Genomic DNA, 20,010 nt, shown 5'->3' on the forward strand with positions numbered 1-20,010 from the left:
GCCGCTACGAGGCCGTCCCGGTCACCGTGCCGCCGTTCTTGACGACGGTGTAGTCGACCGAGTCGCCTCCCCAGAAGTGGTAGGTGATCGTGACGGGTTCGCCGTCCCTGATCGCGTTCACGAACGCCTCCGGAACGGTGATCGTGCCGCCGCTGTAGTTCGGCAGCCAGCTCACGTTGGACTCCTGGTACGGCGTCCAGGAGGCGGGGCCGGCGTTGGAGCCGTCCGCGTAGTGAGCCTCCATCTGCTCGATGTGGTCGCCCTTGAACTGGGTCGGGATGACGAGCGAGGTCGTCCCGGTCGCGTCCGAGAGGACGGGCTGGTCGAAGGAGACGATGTTGATGCGCCACGGGACGCCCGCGGAGAAGCGGGCCTCGATCGTCGCGTTCGTGCCGTAGGCGCGGTCCCCGGCGAGGCGGGTGAGCGTCGCGGCCTTGACGGTGAGCGTGTCGCCCGAGAGCGTGTAGTCGGTGCCCTCGACGAGCTGCGCGTCCCCGTCCCACAGGCCCTCGAATTCGAGGCCGTTGCGGTTCAGCGTCTGCGACACGTCGCCGATGGTCCCGGCCTTCTCCAGGTAGATCCGGTCGAACGAGGTCGAACCCGAACGGGTCGTCCAGCTGGACGAGATCCGGTCGAAGAGGTACTGGTCGCGCCACTGGAGGGTGTTGCGGTTGAGGAACTGCCCGGCGTCCCAGATCATCGTCGTGAAGTGGTACTGACGGGCCTGGAACTGCAAGTCCTCGAAGAACTTCAGCATCTCCCCGTACTCGACCACCTCGGGGCCGGTGTAGCCGTAGTTCAGGATCGCCCACTCGCCCACGATGACCGGGATGCCGTTCGCCGTGAAGGTGTCGTGCGTCCGCTGGAAGGAGCCCGCGAGGTCCGCCTGGGACTGCGCCTCGTAGGTCGGGAACCCGGCGACGTTCACCGAGAACGGCCAGAACCCGTAGTAGTGGATCGTCGCGGCGACCATGTCGTCGTCCAGGCTGTCGATCATGGCCTTGACCGGGTCGAGCCGCTCCTGCGCGGCGTTGGTGTTCAGCGTCGGCAGGACCAGGAGGCGATCGGCGTTGTTCCCGCCCGAGCCCCGCACGATGTCGTAGAAGGCGCGGTTGAGCTCCTCGTTGTACGGGTCGCCCGCGTCGCCCTCCTTGCCGACGAACTGCGGTTCGTTGTTGCTCTCGAACGAGAGCCCGTCGGGGTAGTCCTTGAAGCGCTCGGCGATCTGCGTCCACATCGCCTCGAACTTCGCCATCACGTTGTCGTGGTCGTTCGGCAGCTCGTCGAGCCACATCCACGAGTCGTGGTGGAGGTTGATCATGACCTGGAGGTCGTTCTCCAAGGCCCAGTCCACGACCTGCGCGACCCGCTCCATGCGCTCGGGCGCGATCGTGTAATCCGGTGCGGGGCCGGTGAACTCGTCCCAGGTGACGGGCAGGCGGATCGAGTTGTAGCCCTCGGCCTTGTACGTCTGGAGCAGTTCCTCGGTGATCATCGGGTTGCCCCAGGCGGTCTCGCCGCCCAGCGCGTCGAGCGTGTTGCCGATGTTCGTGCTCGGCTCCATGGCCGCGACCTGCTCGGTGGCGTTGTCCCACTCCTGCGGGCCGCCGGTGGGCGTCTCGGTGGGCTCGCCGGTGGTGCCGTCGCAGAGGCGGCCGTTGAGGCGGAACCCGGTCGGGTCGGTGTTCTCGCCGGACCAGGAGCCGGTGAACCCGAACGAGGCGGAGTCGCCGGTGGCGATCTTCGCGTTGTAGCCGTAGCTCTCGGCCTCGGCGGTCTCGCCCGAGGCGGTGTGCTTCGCGTTCCACATGCTCGTGACGCGCTGGCCGTCGGGCCAGTCCCATTCGAGGCTCCAGCCGTCGACCGGGTCGCCGAGGTTGGTGACCTGGACGTCGGCGATGAAGCCGCCCGGCCACTCGCCGGTGACCTCGTAGTCGACTTCGCAGCCTTGGGCGGCCTGGGCGCTGACCGCGCCGAAGAGGCCGGCGGTCATCGCGGCGACGGCGGCGGTGGCGATCGCGCCGAGGCGCCGTCGCCGCCGGTGGACAGTGGTTGGACTCATGTCGAGACTCCTTGCCGGGAGGGGGAAATCGTGTGGGGCCAGGGGTCGGTGGCATCGAGATATGCAGATGTAGGCCCGCCGAAGCACCGTACGCGGATTCCGTCGACTTTGTCAACCAGTGAAACTAAGGAAAGCGATGTCCCGGGACCTGTGCACAAGTTTGTTGCCGGGGCTCATTAAGTACGCGGGGCGTACATGATGACGGCGACGCCGACGAGGCAGACGGCGGCGCCGATGACGTCCCACCGGTCGGGGCGGAAGCCGTCGGCGACCATGCCCCAGGCGAGGGACCCGGCGACGAAGACCCCGCCGTACGCGGCGAGGACGCGCCCGAAGTTCGGGTCGGGCTGGAAGGCGGCCACGAACCCGTAGGCGCCCAGGGCGACCACGCCCGCGGCGATCCACAGGACCCCCTTGTGCTCGCGCAGCCCCTGCCAGACGAGCCAGGCGCCGCCGATCTCGGCGAGCGCGGCGAGCAGGAACAGACTGATCGAGCGGGCGGTGTCCATGCGCGCGAACCTACCAGGGCCGACGCGCCGCGGACGCGTACGTCGCGCCGTCGGGCCGGTGCTACCCCTGCCGGATGCGGACGCAGCAGCGGCCGGGGCCCGGGGCGAGTTCGACGCGGTCGGGATCGGCGGCGGCCGCGGCGAGGACGCCGCGCAGATAGGGCACGTTCAGGCCGCAGACCAGCGCGGCCTCCTGCCGGGCCAGCCGGTGGAACGGGCAGTTGGCCAGCTCGATGTCCTCCTCCTGGGTGGTCCGCGGCTCGTACCCGCAGTCCGCCAGGGCCGCGAGGAGCCCGGCGGAACCGTCGACGGCGCGGCCGCGGCGTTCGGCGGCGGCGTGCAGGACCTGTTGCAGGGCTTCGGTATCAGAGGCGGTGACGGCGTCGGCGAGGATCTCGGCGAGCAGCGCGTAGTCGCGGGGCGGGATCGAGACCGAGACTTCCTCCCGCGCGGGGCGGTACTGCTTGGCGGGCCGCCCGGCGCCGGGGCCCCCGCGGCCTTCGGGGCGGGCGTAGCCGACCGCGAGCAGGCCCGCGTCGACGAGCCGGTCGAGGTGGTACGCGGCGAGCGTGCGGCTGATCGAGGCCGCGGCGGCCACCTCGTCCCGGCGGACCGGGGCGGTCTGCGCCGCGACGTAGTCGAAGACCCGGCGCCGCACCGGGTTCGCGAGCGCCTCGGGATGCCACGCCTGGTCGGGGGCCTGGTTCATATGGCGGGACTCTACCACCAATGAATCTTGACAAACAGGCGTCGGCTGCCGACACTAAAAACAATTCTGATTGTCTTTAGAAGGAGACCCGCATGTCGACGACCGCAGCGCCCCGCCCGGAGTTCCGCGACCGGGAAGGGGCCGTCGAGCCCGACCTGGTCGCGGCGGAGGCCGCCGCGGCCGCCTTCCTCAAGGCGCTCGGCATGGACCACGACTCCGAGCACCTGCGGGCCACGCCCGGGCGGATGGCCCGGGCCTGGGCCGAGATGCTGACGCCGCGCCCGTTCAACCTCACCACGTTCCCCAACGAGGAGGGCTACGACGAGCTCGTGCTCGCCCGCGGCATCCCGTTCCGGTCGATCTGCGAGCACCACCTGCTGCCGTTCACCGGCCACGCCTGCGTGGGCTACCTGCCCGGTGAGCGGGTCCTCGGCCTCTCCAAGCTCGCCCGCGTCGTGGAGCACTTCGCGTGCCGGCCGCAGACGCAGGAGCGTCTGACGAAGCAGACCGCGGACTGGCTCCAGGCGCAGTTGGGCGCCAAGGCGGTCGGCGTCGTCCTCAAGGCCGAGCACTCGTGCATGACGCTGCGCGGCGCGCTGGCGACCGGTTCGAGCACGGTGACCTCGACCCTGCTCGGCACGCTCCGCACCGATCCCAGCTCCCGTCAGGAGTTCCTGGCGCTCGCCGGTTTCTGACCGCGCGTCCGTCGGGGCGCGGCCGGGCCGCGCGGCCTGAAGTCGAGCGGCCCGTCAGCCTGCGGCCTGGGCGACCAGGGCCGCGATCCGCTTCTCGACGGCGGGGGTGATGTCGGTGAGGGCGAAGGCGGTCGGCCACATGTCGCCGTCGTCGAGGGCGGCAGAGTCGTTGAAGCCGAGGGTGGCGTAGCGGGCCTTGAACTTCTGGGCGCTCTGGAAGAAGCACACGACCTTGCCGTCCCTGGCGTACGCGGGCATGCCGTACCAGGTCTTGGGGGTGAGATCGGGCGCGTTGGCGGTGACGATCTCGTGGATCCGCTCGGCGAGGACGCGGTCGGGGCCCTCCATCTCGGCGATCTTCGCGAGGACGTCGGCCGTGCCGTCGGCCTTCGTCGCGCGCTTGCCGCGGCGCTGCTCCCTCTTCAGCTCCTCGGCGTGCTCCTTCATCGCCGAACGCTCCTCGTCGGTGAAGGCGACGGAGGTCTTGGCGGTCTGCTTCGCGGTCATCACGGGCTCCTTCGATGTCGTTTCCCTGACGCCCTCGATGCTAGTTTTCCCAGCTGAGCCGTGCTTCTCGATTCCTGATCGATCGGTTCAGCCGCGCGCCAGCCTGCGGAAGGCGAGCTCGGCGAGGAGCGCGGCGCCGTCGGCGAGGACGGCGTCGTCGAACGCGGCGCGGGGCGAGTGGTTCGAGGCGGCCTCGCGGAAGTCGTCCTTCACGGTCGCGCCGAGGAACAGGTAGCTGCCGGGCACCTGCTCCAGCACCCGCGAGAAGTCCTCGGAACCGGTGACGGGATCGGTCATCTCGACGTACCGTTCCGCGCCGAACAGGTCGCGCACCGTCTCGGCGACGAACGCGGCCTCGGCGGGGTCGTTGACCGTGGCCGGGTCCTCGCGCACGAACCGCACTTCGGCGGTGAGGCCGTGCGCGGCGGCGATGCCCTCCGCGAGCCGCACCGACTCGTGCTCCACCCGCGCGAGCGCCTCCTCCGAGAACGTGCGGACGCTGGCCTCGAACACCGCGCTGTCGGGGATGATGTTGTGCCGGGTCCCGGCGTGGAACGTGCCCACGGTGAGCACGACCGGGTCGAACACCGAGAACCGGCGGGTGACGAGCGTCTGGAGCGCCGTCACGATCTCGGCCGCGGCCGGGATCGGGTCGAGCGCGGTGTGCGGGCGGGAGCCGTGCCCGCCGGCGCCGACCACCTTCACCGTGAGCGCCGAGATCGCCGCCATCATCGGTCCGGGCTTCGTGGTGAACACGCCGCGCGGCAGCCGGTCCGACATCACGTGGAGGCCGTACGCCGCGTCCGCTCTGCGGCCCGCGGCGTCGAGCACGCCTTCGGCGATCATGTGCCCGGCGCCGTCGCCGCTCTCCTCGCCCGGCTGGAACATGAAGACGACGTCGCCGTGCAGCTCGTCCCGGTGCGCCGCAAGCAGTTTCGCGGCGCCGACGAGGCCCGCGGTGTGGAGGTCGTGGCCGCAGGCGTGCATGGTGCCGACGAGCTGGGAGATGTAGTCGGCGTCGTTCTCCTCGACGACGGGGAGCGCGTCCATGTCGCCGCGCAGCAGCACGACCGGGCCCGGCCCGCCGCCGCGCAGGACCGCGGTCACCGAGGTCGCGGCCTTGCCGAGGGTGATCTCCAGCGGCAGCCCGTCGAGCGCGGCGATCACCGCCGCCTGCGTCCCGGGCAGGTCGAGCCCGACCTCCGGGTACCGGTGCAGCTCGCGGCGCAGCGCGACGAGCTCGTCCTCGATGGCGGCAGCCTGACTCCGGAAATCCATGTCCGCTCCTGAACGCTCTCCACTGGCCGGTCGGCTAGTGCTCATGGCAGACGCAATACTGCCACGGCCGCACAGGAGCCGGACCGGCCGCTCAGCCGATCGAACGCGCGAGCGCGGCCAGGCGAGCCGCGGCGGCGCGCCGATCGGCCGCGAAGGCCGGCCGCTCGTGCGACAGCGCCGCAACGGAAGTCGAGAGGGTCCGGTCGACCGTCACGACGGCGACCTCCATGCCGAACTCCTCGCCGAGGATCAGCCGGAGCGGCGGGACCGCGTGGTCGCGGTGCTCGTTCACGGTCCCGGACCCGTGGACGGTGCCCCGCGTGGCCACGATGACGGCGCTGCGGCCGCGCAGCGGCCGGGTGTCCCGGTCGTCCGCGGACGTGAGGCCCCGCACGTGGACCTGGTCGATCCAGGCCTTCAGCGTCGAGGGCATCGCGTAGTTGTACATGGGCGCGCCGATCAGCAGCGCGTCCGCGCTCAGCAGCTCGTCGACGAGCGCCTGCTGCGTCCGGGCCGCCTCGCGGTACGACTCCTCCTCCGCGGGTTCCTCGCGAAGTGCTGGGGACCAGTGCAGACCGGCGTGCGCGAGGTGCGGCACCGGGTCGGTCCGCAGGTCGCGTTCGACGACGTCGTACGCCTCGCCGCGGCTGCGCCAGGCGTCCGCGAAGACGCCGGTGAGGTCGCGTGAGACGGACCCGTCCGCTTCATAGGACGAGTCGATGCGCAGGAGCCGGGGCATCGGGACAGCGTAGCCGTGGGGCCGACCGGGGCCGATGCCGTCGCTCGAAGACTCCGGCTCCTGCTCGGCCCGTCGTCAGGACGGCGCGGCTTCGGCGAGGAAGGAGTTGAAGATGCGGACCACCTGGTCCAGGAACTTGAAGCCGCTCGGCTCGTAGTCGAAGGCGAGTTCCTCGCCGCACCCCATCGCGATGGGGTCCGAGGGATCGGGGATCTCGGTGGTGGAGATGTTCGCGATGACCAGGGCGAAGACGGCGCAGATCAGGACGACGCGAAGCCAGGCGGGGACTGGGGAGCGGCCGACCAGCAGCGCCATGGTGAACGCGGTGACGATCAGCAGCGCGCCCGAGGTGATCTTGCCGCCGCCGAGCAGCACGATGCCGCACAAGCCGGTGAGCACGATGCCCGTCCACATTGCGGTCTTCTTGAAGGTGTGCATGACGTTCCGTCCTGTCGCTCCGGTCGGGGAGGGATGCAGCCCGACGGCTCAAGTCCACCGCACCGCCCGTTGCGCGGGCGTCAGCGAGAACGGCAATGCCGCGGCAACATCCGCAAGCTGTCGATGCCGTCGGCGCACTTGCTGATCACGGACGCGGTCAGCCGCCGTCCGCTGCGGGACCGTCGCCGCGGCGTACGAGCAGCAGCGCTGACGCGGGCTCACACGTCCGCTCGGACCAGCCTCCGCGCCAGGTCCACGGTGTCGGGCAGCGTGTCGAACGGCAGCGGCCCGGTGGCGAGGGTCCCTTCGTGGAGGACGAGCAGCCGCGTCGCCAGCGCATCCGGCTCGGCGCATCCGGCCGCGGCGGCGAGGTCGCGGAACAGGCCGAGGAGCCAGCGCTTCTGGTCCTCGGCGACCCGGTGGGCGGGGTGGGCCGGGTCGGGGAGTTCGGCGAGGGCGTTGATGAAGGCGCAGCCGCGGGGGCTGGCCGCGTTCCAGGTGCGCAAGGCGTCGAACGGGGCCGTGACCGCGTCGGCGGGGTCCTCGCACCGGTCGACGGCCTCGCGCACGAGGTCGCGCCAGCGCCGGTCGCGTTCGGCGAGGTAGGCCGCCACGAGCCGGGCCTTCGACCCGAACTGGTTGTACAGGGTGCGCTTGGTGACGCCGGAGTGCTCGGCGATGAGGTCCACGCCGACCGCGGTGATCCCGCGGTCGTAGAACAGCGTCTCGGCGGCCGCGAGGATGCGGCTGCGCGCGGGGCTCGCGGCCTGCTGAGCTGGCATCCGACGCGTCCTTCACAGATCGGTGTACCGTGGCTGGTTCACCGATCAGTATACCTAGGAGGCGGACATGGCGGAGCCGACGATGCGGGCCGTGCGGATCACGGGCCACGGCGGGCCGGAGGTGCTCGAACCCGCGGCGGTCCCGGTACCGGTCCCGCAGCCGGGCGAGGTCCTGGTGCGGGTGGGCGCCGTGGCGCTGAACAACACCGACCTGTGGACCCGAGAAGGCTCGTACGGCCGCCCGGGGGACCCCGGCGCGCTGTCGGGCTGGCGCGGGCCGGTCGACTTCCCGCGAATCCAGGGCGCCGACGTCGCGGGCCGGGTCGCGGCGGTCGGCCCGGGCGCGGCACCGGACCTCGTCGGCCGCCGGGTCGTGGTCGACCCTGCGGTCTACGACGGCGACGGGCCCGACGCGAACCCCGTGGGGCTCATGGGGAGCGAGCGCGACGGCGGGTACGCCGAGTTCGTCACCGCGCCCGCGGCCCGCGTCCACGACATGACGTCGTCCCCGCTCTCGGACGACCAGCTCGCCGCGCTCCCGACGGCGTACGGCACCGCGCTGGGCATGGTCGAGCGGGCGGGCCTGAAACGCGGCGAGACCGCCCTCGTCTCGGGTGCGTCCGGCGGGGTCGGCATCGCGCTGGTCCAGATCGCCCGCGCCCGCGGTGCGACGGTGGTGGCGATCAGCAGCGGCGCCAAGCTCGACGCCGTGCGCGACGCGGGCGCGCACGCCGTCCTCGACCGCGCCGCGGACCTCCCCGAACAGGTCCGCGCCGCCGCGCCCGGCGGCGTGGACGTCGTCCTCGACGTCGTCGCCGGGGACCTCGTGCGCACCGGCCTGCCGCTGGTGCGCGAGGGCGGCCGGTGGGTCCTGGCGGGCGCGCTCGGCGGCTACGGCATCGACTTCGACGTGCGCCGCCTCTACCTCCACAACATCAGCCTGATCGGCTCGTCCATGCACACGCCCGCGCATTTCCGCCTCCTCATGGACATGGCCGCGAACGGCGACATCCGCCCGGTCATCGCCGCCGCCTACCCCCTGGACCAGGCCGCGGCCGCCCAGGAGGCCCTCGCCCGGCGGACCCACGTGGGCAAGATCGTCCTCCACCCCTGAGCGCCGAACGGCCGCTGAGCATCTGGAGGCGCGGCCGGGCCGAAACCGGCGCCTCGCAGCCCGCGGGAGCCCGTGTCGGAGCTCTTCGGCGTCGAGCGGCACGTGCTCGCCGCGGCCCGCACCTGGCGGGCGTACCTCAGCGCCTCGGAGGCGGGCGGTCGCAAGGTCTGGGCCGCACGGGACGAGTTGGCGGCCTTCGACGAAGCGCTCGCCGATGCGGTGGCGTTCCTGCGCGAGGCGAACCGCGCCGCCGCACCGCCGACGGACCCGTCTTCGGCTTGACGGGCAATGCGGCCCTCAACGGTCGAAGGTCGCGGTCAGGACCGTTCCGTTCGGGGCGATCAGCTCGACCTCGCGGAGCTGGTAGACGTCGGCGTCGATCGTTGCCCCTGCGCCGCAGGAGCCATCTGCGGCGTCGCAGGTCGCGATGGTGCCGGTCCAGTCCTCGGTGGCCGCGACGACCTGCCAGGCGCCGTCCTCGGGGGCGCCGTCGAGGACGGCGAAGACCCATGACGGGTCGCCCTGGTAGGCGAAGACGTGCCCGACCTGCGCGCCGCCGGCGTCGAGCACCGGGGCGGCCGTGAAGTAGCGGCCGTCGGCGACGTCGAGCGTGTCCCTGTAGGAGTCGGCGAGCTCGCGGTCGGGCGCGGTCGCCAGCCAGACGCCCAGGGCCGCAGCGGCACCGACGAGCAGCGCCGCCGCCGCGGCGGCGAGCACCCGCACGAGCCTGCGGTGCGGGCGCGCGGGCGCGGGCGCGGCGTCCAGTGCCGCGATGCGGTCCAGCACGGCGGTCTCGAACCCGGCGGGCGGCTGCCGCTCCGGCGCGATCAGCAGCACCTCGTCCGCGGCGGCCGACAGCGCGGCCAAGGTCTCGCGGCACTCGCCGCAACCGGCCGTGTGCCGCAGCACCCGCGCGCGGTCGGCGCCGCCGGCGGCACCGGTGGCGAACTCCGCCAGCGCGTCCGACAGCTCGCCGCATGCGGCGTCATGGTCAGTCACGATGCACCTCCAGCAGTGCGCGCAGGCGCAGGAGTCCGGTCCGGATGCGGGTCTTCGCCGTCCCGAGCGGGACGCCCTGGTGCTCGCCGATCTCGCGGGCCGTCAGTCCGAAATGCACGGACAGGAGCACGGCGACGGCCTGCTCGGACGGCAGCTCCCTGAGCGCGTCGGTGACGCCGAGGCTGTCGTCGACCCGGTCGCCGTCGTTGCCGGGGGCGATCAGCCACTGCGCCATGGCGACCGGATCGGTCGCCAGGTCGCGGCGGACCCGGAGTACGTCGATCGCGACGTTCCGCGTGATCGTCAGCAGCCACGTCGACGCGGCCGACCGGCGCGCGTCGAATCCGCCCGCGTGCCGCCACACCCGCACGAACGCCTCCTGGGCGACCTCCTCGGCCACCGCCCGCACCCCCACGACCGAGAGCGCCAGCCCGAAGACGCGCGCCTGGTGGCGGCGCACGAACGCGGCCATCGCGTCGGCGTCCCCGGCGGCGACCCCGGCCAGGAGCGCCTCGTCTGACAGTTCCACACCCTCTATACGACCACCGCGCGCCGAGAGATTGCGGAGGACGCCAATCCTTTCGGCGCGCCCGGCCGTATTACCTCAGCACCACGCTTCGAGGGGAGACGAGACCATGCTGAAGAAGCTGACGGCGCCGCTGGCGGTCGGCGCGCTGATCCTCGCCGGCTGCGGCGGGACCGATCCGGGCGGGGACGGCCCGTCCGTGAGCATCGAGCAGCCCGCCGAGGGCGACGAGCTCACCGCGCCGTTCACCGTCGTCGTCGAGTCGAGCGAGGAGCTGGGCACGACTGAGTCCGGGAACCACCACGTCCACCTGTACTTCGACGGGGACGACGGCACCTACGAGGTGATCGAGTCCGGGAACGGCGAAGAGTACGAGGTCAGTGCCGATTCGCCCGTGCTCGAAGGGCTCGAACCGGGCGAGCACACGCTGAACGTGTCGCTGCGCAACGCCGACCACTCGGCGGCCGGGGCCGAAGACGAGGTCACCGTGACGATCGGCGACGGCACCGGCGGGGGAGGCGGCGATGAGGACGAGGACGACGGCGGCGGATACGGCTACTGAACCGGTCCGGCGCAACAGCGCCCGGGCCCGGTGGCTGCACGCGGGCGTCTACGCGACGACGCTCGTGCTGCTCGGGACCGGCTGGTGGCTCACCCTCGGCCGGGAGGGCCGACCGAGCCTCCTGGCGGAGGCGACCGGCCGGTCGGACGCGGAGATCCACACGGGCGCGGGCTGGGCCCTCGCCGCCGTCGCGGCCGGCGGCGCGCTGATCGGGCGGCGCGGGCTGCGGTCGCTGCTGGCGGACTCGGTGCGGTTCGCCAAGGGCGACATGGCCTGGCTCCGGCGCTGGCCCGCGGCGGCGTTCACGGGCCGGTTCGCCCCGCACAGCGGGCGCTTCGACCCCGGGCAGCGCATCGCGAACGTCGCCATGCTGGTCCTCCTCGCGCTCCTCATCGCGAGCGGCGTCGGGCTGGTCCTGGCCTCCGGCGGCACGGTGTTCGCGTGGTGCAACCTGATCCACCGGTGGTCGACCTATCTGCTGACCCCGCTCATCCTGGGCCACATCCTGATCGCATCCGGGGTGCTCCCCGGGTACCGCGGCGTGTGGCGCTCGATGCACCTCGGCGGGCGGCTGAGAAGGTCGGACGCCGAACGGGTCTGGCCGGAGTGGACGCGGCGCAGGCGGTGAACCGCGCACCGGAACCGCCCGCTACTGGCCCACGCTGCCGTCGATGCGCTCCCGGAGGAGGTCGGCGTGGCCGTTGTGGCGGGCGTACTCCTCGATCAGGTGGAACAGGACCCAGCGCAGCGACACGAGGCCGCGGCGGTCCTCGCAGGTCCGGTCCAGCGACGCCTCGGCCGCGAACCGCTCGGTGAACTCGGCGGACTCGCGCAGCGCCGCCCACGCCTCCGCGACGCATGCCGCGGTGCCCTCGGCCTCGTCGAAGGCCGCGTCGGGGCGGTCCTCGCGCCAGAACAGCGGCTCGGCGACGTCGCCTGCGATCCGGCCGCGGATCCAGCCGCGTTCGACGTCGGCGAGGTGGCGCACCAGCCCCAGCAGCGACATCGAGGACGGCTCGACCGCCCGCCGCGCCGCCTGCTCCGGCGTGAGGCCCGCGCACTTGAGCGCCAGCGTCTCCCGCTGGTAGCGGAGGAACCCGAGCAGCGTCTCCCGCTCCCCGGCCCGCCCGGGCGGATCGGTCCTGGTGCCGAAGTCAGCCATGCCCCGATCCTCGCCCGGAACCGCAGTGCGCCGCAACCCGGTTGCGCGGAGACGCTTCAGCTCGGCGCGGACTCCTCGACCCGGTCGAGCCATTCCTCCATCAGCGCGTCGAGCAGGTCCGGCTGCTCGATCTGGAGGTTGTGCCCGGCCCGGTCGAGGACGGCGAACGTCGCGCGCGGGTAGTGCTCAAGCAGCGCATAGACGTCCGCGTAGCCGGTGTTGTCATCCTGGCGGCCGGTCACGATCAGCGCGGGCCGCTCGAACGGCGCACCGGACTCGGGCGCGGTCGACAGCTCGTACCGCCGCGCCACCCGCAGCAGCCCTTCGTCGTCGGCGAGCGCCAGCCCGGGCGCGATCTCCTTCCGGAAGCGGCGGAAGGTCTCCGGGGACTGCACGACGGCGAGGTCGCCGAACGAGGCGGCGTCCGCCGGGGGCAGCCCGGCCATGAGTCCAGGGTCGCGTGCGATCACGGTGTGGGGCGGGAGGGTCCGCTTGGAGCGACGGGCCTCCTTCCCGATGGGGCACACCAGGGCCAGGCCCAGCACCTGCCCGAGGCGGGAGCACGCGAGGGCGCGGGCGAGGTAGCCGCCGTAGGACTCGCCGATGACGAGGAACGGCGCGTCGCCGATGACGTGGTCGACGAAGCCCTGGAGCGCGTCGAGCATGTCGTCCGAGCCCCGGTACCGCTCGGTGATCTCCGTCTGCCCCATGCCGGGGAGGTCGGGGTAGACGCGGCGGTACGAAGGCGCGTCCGGTCGCGCGGCGGCGCGGCGGGTGAAGCATGGCTCCATGAACCCGGCCATGAGGCGGTGGTCGGTGGTCCAGCCGTGGACCGCGAGGACGGGAGTCCCGGCCCCCTGCGCGACGAAGTGCATTGGCATGACGGCAACACTAGGTTCCCGCTTCAAGTCCGCCCGCGGGCGTCAGCTGACGAGGGGGCGCTCCTCCGGGTAGGTGAAGCGGCGCCCGCGCAGGCGCAGCGCGAGCGCGGCGGCGACCGCGACGGTGCCGACCCTGCCGAGGAACATGAGGACGATGAGCGCGATCTGGCTGACCGGCCCGAGTTCGGGGGTGATCCCGGCGGACAGCCCGACGGTGCCGAACGCCGAGACGGCCTCGAACAGGACGTGGTCGAGGCCGAAGCCGGTGTCGAGCATGATGATCGCGGTTCCGGCCGCGACGGCGGCGACGCCCAGGAGCGCGACGGTGAGGGCCTGGCGCTGGGTCTCGGCGGGGATGGCGCGGCCGAAGACGGCCACGTCGGGTTCGCCGCGCACTTCGGCCCAGATCACGACCGCGAGGAGCGCGAAGGTGGTGACCTTGATGCCGCCCGCGGTCCCGGCGGGGCCGCCGCCGATGAACATGAGCGCGTCGGTCGCCAGCAGCGTCTCGGGGCGCAGCTCGGCGACGGCGAGGTTGTTGAACCCGGCGGTGCGCGGCTGCACGCCCGCGGTGAACGCGGCGAGGAGCTTGTCGCCGACGCCGAGCGGTCCGAGCGTGCCCGGGTTGCGCCACTCCAGGGTCAGGTAGACGGCGTAGCCGACGACGAGGAGGACGCCGGTCATGAGCACCGTGATGCGGGTGTGCAGCGACCACCGGACGCGTGCGCGCCGCTGGCCGGGCCGGTGCCGCCAGGCGTTGCGCGTGTTGCGCAGGACCTCGACCATCACCGGGAACCCGATGCCGCCGATGATGATCGCGGCGCACACGGTCAGCGAGATCACCGGGTCGGTCACGAACTGCATGAGGCTGTCGGCCTCCAGCCCGAACCCGGCGTTGTTGAACGACGCCACCGAGTGGAACACCCCGTGCCAGACCGATTCGGCTGCGCCGTAGCCGTAATGGAAGTGGAACCGCAGGGCCAGGACGATCGCGGTGACCGCTTCGACGATGAGCGTCAGGAGCGCGATCTGCCCGGCGAGGGCCCTCACGTCGCCGAGGTGGACCGTGCTGTTCTCCTTCTGGGCCAGCAGGCGCCCGCGCAGGCGCAGCCTTCCTAGGACCAGCAGGCCCAGCAGCGTCCCGGCCATGATGATCCCGAAGCCGCCGATCTGGATGAGCACGGTGATGACGACTTCGCCGAACCCGGACCAGTACGTGCCGGTGTCGACTACGACCAGCCCGGTCACGCACACCGCCGAGACCGAGGTGAACAGCGCCGTCAGCAGCGGCGCGGCCTCGCCGGTCTCGGTCGCGGCCGGGAGCTTGAGCAGCACGGTCCCGGCGAGGATGAACGCGCAGAACGCCAACGGCACCAGGCGGGCGGGATGTCGCAGGGCTCGGAACACCCCTGGACCATAACCGCGGACTCGCCGCCGCCCCGTGCACCTCGCCGGGGCCCGTTCGGCCACGACGGCGCAGGTCGCAGACCCGGGAAGCCCGATCTGCGGCCGAAACGCCCCGTCCGAGGGCCCCGGGACGGCGGCGTCAGAATTCCGTCAAGGCCCGTAGTCTTCGGCCGCGCTCACCGCGCCCCGGCCCCGGCCGGGTCGCGCTCGGCGGCGTCCTCCTCGTCATCCTCGGGCTGCCGCTCCGGCTCGCGGGGCGCGGTGAACGCGATGATCGCGGAACCGATGAGCGCGGCGGCGAACGACCCGGCGAGGACGCCGATTTTGGCCTCGTCGGTGAGCAGCGCGGCGTCGTGGAAGGCGAGTTCGGTGATGAACAGCGCCACGGTGAAGCCGATCCCGGCGACGGCGGCGATGCCGGTCAGCAGCGGCCACCGCGTGCCCTCGGGCAGGCGCCCGGCCCCGGTCCTGACGGCGATCCAGACCGCCGCGGTGATGCCGAGGGTCTTGCCGACGACCAGCCCGAAGACGATGCCGATGGTGACGGTCGATGCGGCGGCCGCGGCGAGGAGGTCCCCAGAAAGGACCACGCCGGCGTTCGCGAGGGCGAACAGCGGCAGCACGATGAAGGACGAGAAGGGGTGGTGCTGGTGCTGGAGGCGGTGGGTCGGCGGTTGGGCGTCGCGGGTGAGTCGCACGAGCCGCTCGGTCTCCCCGAGCGTGAGCCCGTCCTTGGCGAGCTCCTGCGCCTTGGCATGGGCCGCATGGGGATCGAGGAGCGGCTTCGCCGAGATGAGCAGGCCCATCGCAACCCCGGCGATGGTGGCGTGGATGCCCGATTCGAGGACGGCGAGCCACAGACTGATGCCGACGACGAGGTAGACCGGACCGGACCACACGTTGAGGACCCGCAGGCTGATTGCGAGTGCGAGGATCGCCCCGGCCGCGGCGAGCCAGGGCATCGACAGGTCGTCGGTGTAGAACACGGCGATGACCGCGATCGCGCCGAGGTCGTCGACGATCGCGAGCGTCAGCAGGAACACCTTCGCCGCCGAAGGGATGCGGGAGCCGAACAGGGCGAGCACGCCCACGGCGAACGCGATGTCGGTCGCCATCGGCACGCCCCAGCCCCCGGCGCCCTCGCCCCCGGCGTTGAACGCGGCGTAGAGGAGGGCGGGCACGGCCATGCCGCCGATCGCCCCGGCCACGGGCGCGACGGCGTTGCGGACCTGCCGCAGCTCGCCGGAGACGATCTCGGACTTGATCTCCATGCCCACGACGAAGAAGAACACCGCCATGAGGCCGTCGTTGATCCAGTCCTTGAGCGAGTGGTGGAGCTCGAACGATCCGATGCGGATCGTGATGTCCATGCCCCACACCGCCTGGTACGAGGCGGCCCACGGCGAGTTCGCCCACACCAGCGCGAGGACCGCGCATGCCACGAGCACCATGCCCGCGGCGGGCTCGATCTTGAGGAACTCGGCGGCCGGCCGGCCCACGTAGCGGGCGAGGGGCTTGCGCGAGTACAGGAATGCGGGCCGGGTCCGCCAGACGGGGGACTTCCAGGGCTCGTTCAGGTCGGTGGGCACGGTGCGGCTCCGATTCGGGGTCGCTGACAGGACTCGCCGACCAGACTTCCCGGCACACCGCGCCCAACCCTACACGACACGAGCTGACATCACCTCGGTCGACGTCCACGCTCACGTCAGGCGCGGCGGCTCCCAGTCCCAGACCCGCGCGAGCCCCTTGGCGGTCAGGCTTGCGAGCGTCCTGGCCGAAAGCATGCGCGTCGACCAGACGAGCATGCGCTGGCGGGCGGCGCTGCCGGAGATGTAGCCGGTGCCCTTCCGGTGCGCGGCGTGGGCGATCCACTGGGTGCGGGGCCGGCGTTCGGCGTCGTAGCGTGCGAGGGCGGTCGACACGTCGGGAGCGCCGGCCAGGGCCGCGGCGAGGACGACGGCGTCTTCGAGCGCCTGCCCCGCGCCCTGGCCGAGGTCGGGGCTCATCGGATGGGCGGCGTCGCCGAGGAGCGCGACGCTCCCGTGGACGTACGTCGGCAGCGGCGCGTGGTCGAGGTCGGCGATGTCGTGGTGGAGGACCCGGTCCGGCGGCGTGGCGTCGAGCAGGGCCGGGATCGGGTCGTGCCAGCCCGCGGTGCGGCGGCGGACCTCGGCGGCCTCGTCGGCGGACCGCTCCCCGGCAGTCTCGGCGCGGGCGCCGAGCGCCCAGTACACGCGGGCCTCGGGCAGCGGCATGATCAGGAAGTAGCGGTCCTTGGCGAGGGTCATGCCGCCCGCGGCCGGATCGAGGTCCAGGTCGGCGACGCCGCGCCAGACGGTGTAGTGCCAGAAGGCCGGGTCCGGGGCGTCGGGCCAGAGGGTGCGGCGGGCGGTGGAGTGCACGCCGTCGGCGGCCACGACCAGGTCGGCTTCGAGCACCTCGTCGCCGAGGCTGACGGCCGCACCAGACGGCGCGGTCTGGTAGCCGGTCACCGCCGCGCCGGTGCGGATCGCCGCGGCCGGGACGGCGTCGAGCAGGAGGCGGTGGAGGTCCGCCCGGTGGAACCCGAGCAGCGGCAGGGACTGGCCGGACTCGGCGCGGTTGAGGTCGCGGCCGGAGGGCTCGCGGAGGTTCGCGGTGCCGTAGAACGGCGTGCCGACCTCCCGGGCCCGGTCCCCGACGCCGAGCGCGTCGAGCGCCCGGAGCGCGTTGGGGCCCTGCGACATGCCCGCGCCGATCTCGCCCGCCTCCGCGCGGCGTTCGAGGACGGTGACGTCCCAGCCGGTGCGGCGCAGCGCGATCGCGGCCGCGAGGCCGCCGATGCCCGCGCCGACGACGATGGCGTTCCCTGGTGTCATGACGGCTCCTTGCGGATCGGAGGGGCGTGCTCGAAGACCTCGGCCATCCAGTCGAAGACCCGCTGGGCCTCGCGGACGCGCCCTGCACGGGCGGTATCGGCGCCCAGCAGGGCGAGTCCGGCGGCGGTGACGTCGCGGAAGGACGCGAGCGCGGCGATCTGGCGGCGCACGACCGCCTCCCACGCGCCGTCGGCGAGCCGGTAGTAGGCGGTGCGCTCTCCCGGACGGGTCCGCTTGGTCATGAACCCCATGGACTGGAGGACCCGCAGGTTCGTCGTCAGCGAGGCGCGGCTCGCGCCGATCGCCGCCGCTATCCGGGCCGCGGACTGCTCCGGCGGGTCGCAGACCATGAGCCAGCCCAGGATGCGCCCGGCGATCGGGGGCACGCCGTCGGCGGCCAGGTACGCCGCCACCTGCTCGACCCACTCCAGCACCTCGGCGTCGGCGGGCCCGTCCTCTCCGGTTTCACTACTTGCCATGTATTACAGCATAAACTGAAATAACTGAAATGGCAACGGCCGCAATCGCGCTGCAAGCCGATCGGGACTGCGCCGGGGCGGTCGCCGACCGTTCATGGGCCCCGAAACCGTCTGAACGCGGAAGCAATATCCCGGGGTCGGCGAACACTGTCCCACCCGTGAGAGAGGGTCTATGGGATGACGATTGCGCAGGCCATGGGAGAAGAGACATGAGTACCGAAGCTGATCCTCCGGCGCTGCCGCTGTTCGGGGAGGACCCGCCGCGGCCGCTGGCCGACCGGCTGCGGCCGCGCACGCTCGCCGAGGTCGTCGGGCAGGACCACCTGCTGGCCCCGGACGCGCCGCTGGGGCGCATGGTCGCGCGCGGCAAACCGGTGTCCACGGTCCTGTGGGGCCCGCCGGGGTGCGGGAAGACCACGATCGCGCGGCTGCTCGCCGAGGAGACCGACCTCGCGTTCGAGCCGTTGTCGGCCGTGTTCTCCGGCGTCGCCGACCTGCGGAAGGTGTTCGCCGCCGCGCAGCGCCGCCGCGACACGGGCCAGGGCACGATGCTGTTCGTCGACGAGATCCACCGGTTCAACCGCGCCCAGCAGGACTCGTTCCTGCCGTACGTCGAGGACGGCACGATCATCCTCGTCGGCGCCACCACCGAGAACCCCAGCTTCGAGCTCAACGGCGCCCTGCTCTCCCGCTGCCAGGTGTTCGTCCTCCACCGCCTCGACACCGCCGCCCTCGAAACCCTCCTCGCCCGCGCCGAGCGGGAAGTGCGCCCCGTCCCCCTCGACGACCAGGCCCGCGGCTCCCTCATCGCCATGGCCGACGGCGACGGCCGCTACCTGCTCAACATGGTCGAGCAGTTGCAGGAGCTGCCCGAGGGCACGCCGCCCCTGGACACCGCCGCGCTCGCCGAGACCGTGCAGCGGCGCGCGCCGCTGTACGACAAGGCGCAGGAGGGCCACTACAACCTCATCTCGGCGCTCCACAAGTCCATGCGCGGCTCCGACCCCGACGCCGCCCTGTACTGGCTCGCGCGGATGCTCGACGGCGGCGAGGACCCGCTGTTCATCGCCCGGCGCATCGTCCGGTTCGCCAACGAGGACATCGGGATCGCCGACCCGCAGGCCGTGCGGCAGGCGCTCGCGGCGTGGGAGGTGTACGAGCGGCTCGGCTCGCCCGAAGGGGAGCTCGCGATCGCGCAGGCCGTCGTCTACCTCGCGACCGCGCCGAAGTCGATCGCGGTCTACCGCGGGTTCGGGGAGGCGCAGCGCAGCGCGAAGCAGACAGGCTCGCTCGCCCCGCCCGCCCACATCCTCAACGCCCCCACCAGGTTGATGAAGGACATCGGCTACGGCAAGGGCTACCGGTACGACCCGGACACCGCCGAGGGCTTCTCCGGCGCGGAGTACTTCCCCGAGGGCATGGACCGGCAGCGGTTCTACCGCCCCACGCGCAACGGGTACGAAGCGCGCGTGGGGGAGCGGCTTGAGCACTGGGCCGAGCTGCGGGCGCGGCTGCGGCGCGAGGACGCCGGGGGCGGCGGGACCGAACCGTGAGCCGAGGCGGGCTCGACCGACGCGCGACCCCGAATCCAGGCCGGCCGCCGGACGAACGGCGCCCTCGGATTGCCGCTCGCTTGCCTCGATCCCGCAGCGGGATCTTGTTTGACTTTGTGGAGCGTGCCACACGGCACGGATCATCCCTCCCGAAGGAGAACTCCATGACCGACACCGAACAGGCGAACCCGTCGCGGCGGCGACTGCTGACGTCGGCGCTCCTGCTGCCCGCCGCGGCCGCGGTGGGCGCGCTCGGCTTCGCCGGGGCCGCGCACGCCGACTACAACGGGCCGATCAAGCGCTCGCAGGTGATGAACCGCGCGCACGAGTGGTTCGAGCGGAACGTGCAGTACGTCGGGGGCTCGGACACCGAGCCCGACGCGGTCCACGGCTGCCACCGCTACCGCACCGACTGCTCGGGCTTCGTGTCGATGTGCTGGCACAGCCCCGCCCCCGGGCACAGCACGCGCAGCCTCCCCGACATCTCCCGCCAGATCCTCTGGAGGGAGCTCAAGGCCGGTGACATCGTCAACGCCTACGACAACCACACGATGCTGTTCGACTCGTGGAGCATCGACTCCGGCTACATGTGGTACTACGACCTCGCGACCCCTGCGCTGGACATGCGGCACCAGCGCATCGACGCGAACATCCTCCAGAACCAGGGCTACATCCCGCGCCGCTACAAGTTCATCGAGAACGGCTGATCCACCGGTCCCGTCGGCGGGCGCCCTGCTGCGGGCGCTCGCC

23 protein-coding genes are annotated in these 20,010 nt (G+C 72.3%); 7 read left to right on the forward strand and 16 right to left on the reverse strand.

Annotation, left to right across the window (positions count from 1 at the left end; all coding sequences use genetic code 11):
* Positions 1-4: 4 nt before the first annotated feature.
* From B0I28_RS15505 to B0I28_RS15515, 3 genes are all read right to left on the reverse strand, one after another.
* A complete protein-coding gene (locus B0I28_RS15505) occupies positions 5-2,062 on the reverse strand; it encodes a cellulase family glycosylhydrolase (protein WP_106364734.1) in 2,058 nt (685 codons plus the stop codon).
* 176 nt (positions 2,063-2,238) lie between these two features.
* Positions 2,239-2,571, reverse strand: a complete 333-nt coding sequence (locus tag B0I28_RS15510) for a YnfA family protein (RefSeq protein WP_106364735.1) — start codon at positions 2,569-2,571, stop codon at positions 2,239-2,241.
* Between the two features lie 61 nt (positions 2,572-2,632).
* A complete protein-coding gene (locus B0I28_RS15515; RefSeq protein WP_106364736.1) occupies positions 2,633-3,280 on the reverse strand; it encodes a helix-turn-helix transcriptional regulator in 648 nt (215 codons plus the stop codon).
* Positions 3,281-3,372: 92 nt separating this feature from the next.
* Between B0I28_RS15515 and folE the strand changes: the two genes are divergently transcribed.
* A complete protein-coding gene (gene folE, locus B0I28_RS15520) occupies positions 3,373-3,975 on the forward strand; it encodes a GTP cyclohydrolase I (RefSeq protein WP_106364737.1) in 603 nt (200 codons plus the stop codon).
* A gap of 54 nt (positions 3,976-4,029) precedes the next feature.
* Here the strand turns inward: folE and B0I28_RS15525 are convergent, their stop codons facing one another.
* From B0I28_RS15525 to B0I28_RS15545, 5 genes are all read right to left on the reverse strand, one after another.
* Positions 4,030-4,482: an iron chaperone gene (locus B0I28_RS15525; protein WP_106364738.1), complete on the reverse strand. Its 453-nt coding sequence runs from the start codon at positions 4,480-4,482 to the stop codon at positions 4,030-4,032.
* An 87-nt stretch (positions 4,483-4,569) separates the two neighbouring features.
* Complete coding sequence (locus B0I28_RS15530) at positions 4,570-5,760, reverse strand: M20 metallopeptidase family protein (protein ID WP_106364739.1); 1,191 nt, start codon at positions 5,758-5,760, stop codon at positions 4,570-4,572.
* Between the two features lie 91 nt (positions 5,761-5,851).
* The gene (locus tag B0I28_RS15535; protein WP_106364740.1) at positions 5,852-6,499 is read right to left on the reverse strand and encodes an FMN-dependent NADH-azoreductase; all 648 of its coding nucleotides are present in this window, start codon (positions 6,497-6,499) and stop codon (positions 5,852-5,854) included.
* Positions 6,500-6,574: 75 nt separating this feature from the next.
* On the reverse strand, positions 6,575-6,937 hold the full coding sequence (locus B0I28_RS15540) for a hypothetical protein (protein WP_106364741.1): 363 nt from the start codon (positions 6,935-6,937) through the stop codon (positions 6,575-6,577).
* 218 nt (positions 6,938-7,155) lie between these two features.
* A complete protein-coding gene (locus tag B0I28_RS15545) occupies positions 7,156-7,719 on the reverse strand; it encodes a TetR/AcrR family transcriptional regulator (RefSeq protein ID WP_106364742.1) in 564 nt (187 codons plus the stop codon).
* Positions 7,720-7,786: 67 nt separating this feature from the next.
* Here B0I28_RS15545 and B0I28_RS15550 point away from each other — a divergent pair, with 67 nt between their 5' ends.
* Together B0I28_RS15550 and B0I28_RS15555 are read left to right on the forward strand one after the other, a co-directional pair.
* Positions 7,787-8,833, forward strand: a complete 1,047-nt coding sequence (locus B0I28_RS15550) for a zinc-binding dehydrogenase (RefSeq protein ID WP_106364743.1) — start codon at positions 7,787-7,789, stop codon at positions 8,831-8,833.
* A gap of 72 nt (positions 8,834-8,905) precedes the next feature.
* Entirely contained in the window at positions 8,906-9,115 is a 210-nt protein-coding gene (locus tag B0I28_RS15555) for a hypothetical protein (RefSeq protein WP_106364744.1), read from the forward strand.
* Between the two features lie 15 nt (positions 9,116-9,130).
* Here B0I28_RS15555 and B0I28_RS15560 read toward each other — a convergent pair whose 3' ends face one another.
* Positions 9,131-9,832: a zf-HC2 domain-containing protein gene (locus B0I28_RS15560; protein ID WP_106364745.1), complete on the reverse strand. Its 702-nt coding sequence runs from the start codon at positions 9,830-9,832 to the stop codon at positions 9,131-9,133.
* Positions 9,825-10,361 (reverse strand): RNA polymerase sigma factor, encoded by a 537-nt coding sequence (locus B0I28_RS15565; protein WP_219926782.1) that lies wholly within the window; start codon positions 10,359-10,361, stop codon positions 9,825-9,827. Before B0I28_RS15565 ends, B0I28_RS15560 begins: the two co-directional genes overlap by 8 nt.
* A 106-nt stretch (positions 10,362-10,467) precedes the next feature.
* Here B0I28_RS15565 and B0I28_RS15570 point away from each other — a divergent pair, with 106 nt between their 5' ends.
* A complete protein-coding gene (locus B0I28_RS15570; RefSeq protein WP_106364746.1) occupies positions 10,468-10,920 on the forward strand; it encodes an Ig-like domain-containing protein in 453 nt (150 codons plus the stop codon).
* Positions 10,883-11,548 carry a cytochrome b/b6 domain-containing protein gene (locus B0I28_RS15575; protein ID WP_106364747.1) on the forward strand — a complete coding sequence of 222 codons (666 nt, stop codon included), beginning with the start codon at positions 10,883-10,885 and terminating at the stop codon, positions 11,546-11,548. Before B0I28_RS15570 ends, B0I28_RS15575 begins: the two co-directional genes overlap by 38 nt.
* 21 nt (positions 11,549-11,569) lie before the next feature.
* Here the strand turns inward: B0I28_RS15575 and B0I28_RS15580 are convergent, their stop codons facing one another.
* From B0I28_RS15580 to B0I28_RS15605, 6 genes are all read right to left on the reverse strand, one after another.
* A complete protein-coding gene (locus B0I28_RS15580) occupies positions 11,570-12,082 on the reverse strand; it encodes a DinB family protein (protein WP_106364748.1) in 513 nt (170 codons plus the stop codon).
* A gap of 56 nt (positions 12,083-12,138) precedes the next feature.
* On the reverse strand, positions 12,139-12,963 hold the full coding sequence (locus B0I28_RS15585; RefSeq protein ID WP_219926783.1) for an alpha/beta fold hydrolase: 825 nt from the start codon (positions 12,961-12,963) through the stop codon (positions 12,139-12,141).
* Between the two features lie 42 nt (positions 12,964-13,005).
* On the reverse strand, positions 13,006-14,370 hold the full coding sequence (locus B0I28_RS15590) for a TrkH family potassium uptake protein (RefSeq protein ID WP_106364750.1): 1,365 nt from the start codon (positions 14,368-14,370) through the stop codon (positions 13,006-13,008).
* 176 nt (positions 14,371-14,546) lie between these two features.
* Positions 14,547-15,959 carry a Na+/H+ antiporter NhaA gene (gene nhaA, locus B0I28_RS15595; RefSeq protein ID WP_106364751.1) on the reverse strand — a complete coding sequence of 471 codons (1,413 nt, stop codon included), beginning with the start codon at positions 15,957-15,959 and terminating at the stop codon, positions 14,547-14,549.
* Positions 15,960-16,070: 111 nt separating this feature from the next.
* Positions 16,071-17,228, reverse strand: coding sequence for an FAD-dependent oxidoreductase (locus tag B0I28_RS15600; protein ID WP_106364752.1), 1,158 nt, complete (start codon positions 17,226-17,228; stop codon positions 16,071-16,073).
* Complete coding sequence (locus B0I28_RS15605) at positions 17,225-17,707, reverse strand: GbsR/MarR family transcriptional regulator (RefSeq protein WP_106364753.1); 483 nt, start codon at positions 17,705-17,707, stop codon at positions 17,225-17,227. Before B0I28_RS15605 ends, B0I28_RS15600 begins: the two co-directional genes overlap by 4 nt.
* Positions 17,708-17,916: 209 nt before the next feature.
* Between B0I28_RS15605 and B0I28_RS15610 the strand changes: the two genes are divergently transcribed.
* Positions 17,917-19,260, forward strand: a complete 1,344-nt coding sequence (locus B0I28_RS15610; protein WP_106364754.1) for a replication-associated recombination protein A — start codon at positions 17,917-17,919, stop codon at positions 19,258-19,260.
* Positions 19,261-19,424: 164 nt separating this feature from the next.
* Positions 19,425-19,967: an NlpC/P60 family protein gene (locus tag B0I28_RS15615; protein WP_106364755.1), complete on the forward strand. Its 543-nt coding sequence runs from the start codon at positions 19,425-19,427 to the stop codon at positions 19,965-19,967.
* The last annotated feature ends 43 nt before the right edge of the window (positions 19,968-20,010 follow it).

It is taken from the genome of Glycomyces artemisiae (assembly GCF_003002955.1).
In the GTDB taxonomy this organism is placed as follows: Bacteria; Actinomycetota; Actinomycetes; order Mycobacteriales; family Micromonosporaceae; genus Glycomyces; species Glycomyces artemisiae.

Bases quoted from the DNA above. Each gene is read 5' to 3' on its own strand.
- B0I28_RS15505 (WP_106364734.1), bottom strand. From the start codon at position 2,062: ATGAGTCCAACCACTGTCCACCGGCGGCGACGGCGCCTCGGCGCGATC.
- B0I28_RS15535 (WP_106364740.1), bottom strand. From the start codon at position 6,499: ATGCCCCGGCTCCTGCGCATCGACTCGTCCTATGAAGCGGACGGGTCC.
- folE (WP_106364737.1), top strand. From the start codon at position 3,373: ATGTCGACGACCGCAGCGCCCCGCCCGGAGTTCCGCGACCGGGAAGGG.
- B0I28_RS15540 (WP_106364741.1), bottom strand. From the start codon at position 6,937: ATGCACACCTTCAAGAAGACCGCAATGTGGACGGGCATCGTGCTCACC.
- B0I28_RS15600 (WP_106364752.1), bottom strand. From the start codon at position 17,228: ATGACACCAGGGAACGCCATCGTCGTCGGCGCGGGCATCGGCGGCCTC.
- B0I28_RS15615 (WP_106364755.1), top strand. From the start codon at position 19,425: ATGACCGACACCGAACAGGCGAACCCGTCGCGGCGGCGACTGCTGACG.
- B0I28_RS15525 (WP_106364738.1), bottom strand. From the start codon at position 4,482: ATGACCGCGAAGCAGACCGCCAAGACCTCCGTCGCCTTCACCGACGAG.
- B0I28_RS15575 (WP_106364747.1), top strand. From the start codon at position 10,883: ATGAGGACGAGGACGACGGCGGCGGATACGGCTACTGAACCGGTCCGG.
- B0I28_RS15510 (WP_106364735.1), bottom strand. From the start codon at position 2,571: ATGGACACCGCCCGCTCGATCAGTCTGTTCCTGCTCGCCGCGCTCGCC.
- B0I28_RS15605 (WP_106364753.1), bottom strand. From the start codon at position 17,707: ATGGCAAGTAGTGAAACCGGAGAGGACGGGCCCGCCGACGCCGAGGTG.
- B0I28_RS15570 (WP_106364746.1), top strand. From the start codon at position 10,468: ATGCTGAAGAAGCTGACGGCGCCGCTGGCGGTCGGCGCGCTGATCCTC.
- B0I28_RS15550 (WP_106364743.1), top strand. From the start codon at position 7,787: ATGGCGGAGCCGACGATGCGGGCCGTGCGGATCACGGGCCACGGCGGG.
- B0I28_RS15530 (WP_106364739.1), bottom strand. From the start codon at position 5,760: ATGGATTTCCGGAGTCAGGCTGCCGCCATCGAGGACGAGCTCGTCGCG.
- B0I28_RS15545 (WP_106364742.1), bottom strand. From the start codon at position 7,719: ATGCCAGCTCAGCAGGCCGCGAGCCCCGCGCGCAGCCGCATCCTCGCG.
- B0I28_RS15580 (WP_106364748.1), bottom strand. From the start codon at position 12,082: ATGGCTGACTTCGGCACCAGGACCGATCCGCCCGGGCGGGCCGGGGAG.
- B0I28_RS15515 (WP_106364736.1), bottom strand. From the start codon at position 3,280: ATGAACCAGGCCCCCGACCAGGCGTGGCATCCCGAGGCGCTCGCGAAC.
- B0I28_RS15610 (WP_106364754.1), top strand. From the start codon at position 17,917: ATGAGTACCGAAGCTGATCCTCCGGCGCTGCCGCTGTTCGGGGAGGAC.
- B0I28_RS15585 (WP_219926783.1), bottom strand. From the start codon at position 12,963: ATGCCAATGCACTTCGTCGCGCAGGGGGCCGGGACTCCCGTCCTCGCG.